Source organism: Sphingomonas sp. CFBP 13728 (genome assembly GCF_014841895.1).
GTDB lineage: Bacteria > Pseudomonadota > Alphaproteobacteria > Sphingomonadales > Sphingomonadaceae > Sphingomonas.
On sequence record NZ_JACYUS010000016.1, the window covers coordinates 1 to 2,929 of the forward strand.

Sequence of the window (2,929 nt, forward strand, 5' to 3'; positions counted from 1 at the left end):
TCGGCGACGTCCGGCAAAGCTCGCTGCTGGTGCGTTTTGGGCAACTCACCCCCGCCTTCGTCCTCCAGGTTGTAGCGCCGTTACTCCTGATCTTCCTGGGCTTCGGCGTGCTGGCGCGCGAGACCGAGCAAGGGACACTACGATTACTGATGCTGCAGGGTGTCTCGCGCGGACAGCTGGTGCGCGGCAAGCTTGCCGCGCTCGGGATCGTGGCCGTGATCGTCGGATTGCCGGCGATGGTAGGTTTTGTCGCAGTCGTCGCGCAACCCGGCACGCTAGCGTTGCCAATGGCGGCCATCGGACTTGGCTATGCGCTGTATCTTGCCCTGTGGGTCGTCCTGATCCTGCTAGCGTCGGGCTTTGCTCGGCGCGGGCGCGATGCCCTCCTTGCACTGCTGGCAATATGGACGGTCGCGGTCGTGCTGCTGCCGCGCATCGCCCCCGACATCGCGGGGGCCGCGGTGCCGCTCCAGAACCGTCTTCAGACCGATGTCGCCATCGCGCGAGACCTGCGCCAGCTAGGCGACAGTCACAATCCCGACGATCCGCATCTGGCAGCCTTCAAGCAGTCGGTCCTGCAACGCTACGGCGTAACCCGCGTCGAGGATCTGCCGGTGAACTACAAGGGCTTGCTGGCGATGGAGGGGGAGCGGCTGACGTCCGGTCTGTTCGATCACTATGCAGTTGCCAGCTTCGCGGCACAGACTGCTCAGAACCGGTTGGTCGACGCGATCGGTGTCCTGAGCCCAACGATCGCGATCCGCGCGCTGTCGATGGCTGCGGCGGACACCGACTTTGCCGGACACCGTCGCTTCCTCGAACAGGCAGAAACGTATCGCTACGCCCTTGTGCAGCGTCTTAATCGGATGGAGGCGAAGAATGTCAGCTACGCCGACGATATCGCCGAGGATGCGGGTGCCGATCGCCGCAAGCGAATTGCAGCGGACAATTGGCAGCATATGCCCGATTTCGCCTTCATTGCGCCAAGTGCCTCGGCGCTTGCGGCCGCGGCGCTGCCCGGGATCAGTATTCTGGGACTGTGGTTGGCAGTCGCCACCCTGCTGCTCACGCGGGTGACTCGCCGTCTGGGAGCCCGTCAATGACCCTGTGGATACATGAACTGCGCCTGCTGCTCCGTGCGCGGTTAAGCGTCGTGGCACTGATCCTGATGGCCATACTCACCGCTGCTGCGGTCACTGCAGGCATGGTGGAAATTTCCCGGCAGCGTACCGCGATCGCCGCAATCCCGGCCGCGCAATCCGAAGATATCGCGGCCGTTGCCGACTATGTCGACCGGACCAAGGACGCGGGCAGTGCGGGCTATTACAGCTTCCACCCAACCTGGGACGCACCGTCCCCCCTGGCCTTCGCCGCACTCGGGATGCGCGACGTCTCGCCCTACATCCTGCGAGTCCGGGCGTTGGGGCTGGAAGCGCAGATCTATGACGGCGACGTCTTCAATCCTGAGCTCGCTTTGCCAGGCCGGTTCGATTTTGCGTTCGTCCTCGTCTNTGCGTCGACGTATGCTGCTGCGTATCGCGCTATTATGGGCGGCGCTTGCCGTGCCCTTCCTCGTTGCCGCGGTAGCGTCCGGTGTCGGGGGCGCAGCGATCTTTGCGGTTATCTCGGTAATCCTCGCTTACCTCCTGTTTTGGATGGCGCTCGCCGCACTGGTCGCGAGACTCCGCTGGAGCTCGGTTGCAAACGCTGCAACGCTCGCAGCGTGCTGGCTTGTGCTGGTGCTCGTCCTGCCGACACTGGCGCACGTCGCAATCAACCGCGCCGTGCCGATCGGTCAGGGCGCAGAGATCGCGCTTGCCCAGCGCGAGATGGTCAACCGCGCCTGGGACATTCCCCGCGAAACGACAATGCGCCGCTTCTATGCCGGTCATCCCGAATGGGCGAATTCCGCCCCGCTTGGTTCGGCCTTCCATTACAAATGGTATTTCGCCTTCCATCAGGTCGGTGACGAAAGCGTCGCGACCAAGGTCCGTGCCTATCGAAGCGGGTTGGAACGCCGCGATGTCGCTGCGCGCATGCTTGGGTGGGTGCTGCCTTCGGTGGGAGTACAGGTTTTGCTGACCCGGCTGGCTGACACCGACGTTCGCGCACAGCTGGCATATCAGGACCGAGTGCGTGCCTTCCACGCCAAGCTGCGCAATTTCTACTACGGGTATCTGTTTCGCGACCGACCGTTTGGCAGGGTCGACTTCGGTCGGGCACCGATCTTTACCGCTCGCATGAAGACAACGGGTGGATCAAACGAGGCCACTGACCGGCGCTGAAACCACCCCTTCACGGCGGTGAACGGCTCACCTGGAGCTATCAGGCTGTCCGCTGATCAAAACCCGGCCATCGGCAGCCTGAGCAACATAATAGATAACATTACTTAAGGGGTCTACATGCGTTCATTTGCGATAGCGCTCGCCGCCACAGCTGCGATGCCGATGCCTGGGTTGGCGCAGGAGGTCGTTCGGGAAGCCGACGCAGTTGAAGACAATGATGAGACCGGCGAGATCATTGTTACGGGCAGTCGTTTTGGCGGCCGCACGGCAACGCAATCGTCGACGCCAGTGGACGCCATATCGCGTGAGGCGCTGCAACAGAGTGGGCGTGTTGATCTCATCCAGATGCTGAAGGTTCAGGTGCCGAGCTTCAGCGCCCCGCGACCGCTGGCATCAGGTGTCGGCGACTTCATCCAGCCGCCTTCCCTGCGCGGACTAGGGGCCGGCGAACTGCTCGTGATGATCAATGGCAAACGTCGCCACACCACGGCCGACCTCAATTCGAGCAACGGCATCGGTCGCGGCGATGTCGCGGTCGATTTCAACGCCATCCCGACCCTTGCTATGTCGAGGGTCGAAGTGCTGCGCGATGGTGCTGCCGCCCAATACGGCTCGGACGCGATCTCGGGGGTGATCAACATGAT

Annotated in this window: 3 protein-coding genes and 1 pseudogene; all 4 read left to right on the plus strand. The window is 62.9% G+C overall.

Features of this window, described 5'->3' with window-relative positions; translation table 11 throughout:
• Positions 1-1,103: ABC transporter permease (locus tag IFT67_RS20355; protein WP_192239912.1), on the plus strand; the 1,103-nt coding region annotated here is incomplete at its 5' end.
• Positions 1,100-1,511: pseudogene (locus tag IFT67_RS20840) on the plus strand (ABC transporter permease); the annotation flags it as partial. The gene IFT67_RS20355 and the pseudogene IFT67_RS20840, both read left to right, overlap by 4 nt.
• A gap of 357 nt (positions 1,512-1,868) precedes the next feature.
• Positions 1,869-2,285, plus strand: coding sequence for a DUF3526 domain-containing protein (locus tag IFT67_RS21050; protein ID WP_446740831.1), 417 nt, complete (start codon positions 1,869-1,871; stop codon positions 2,283-2,285).
• Positions 2,286-2,402: 117 nt separating this feature from the next.
• Positions 2,403-2,929, plus strand: a 527-nt coding sequence (locus IFT67_RS20365) for a TonB-dependent receptor plug domain-containing protein (RefSeq protein ID WP_197983191.1), incomplete at its 3' end; no start/stop codon positions are given.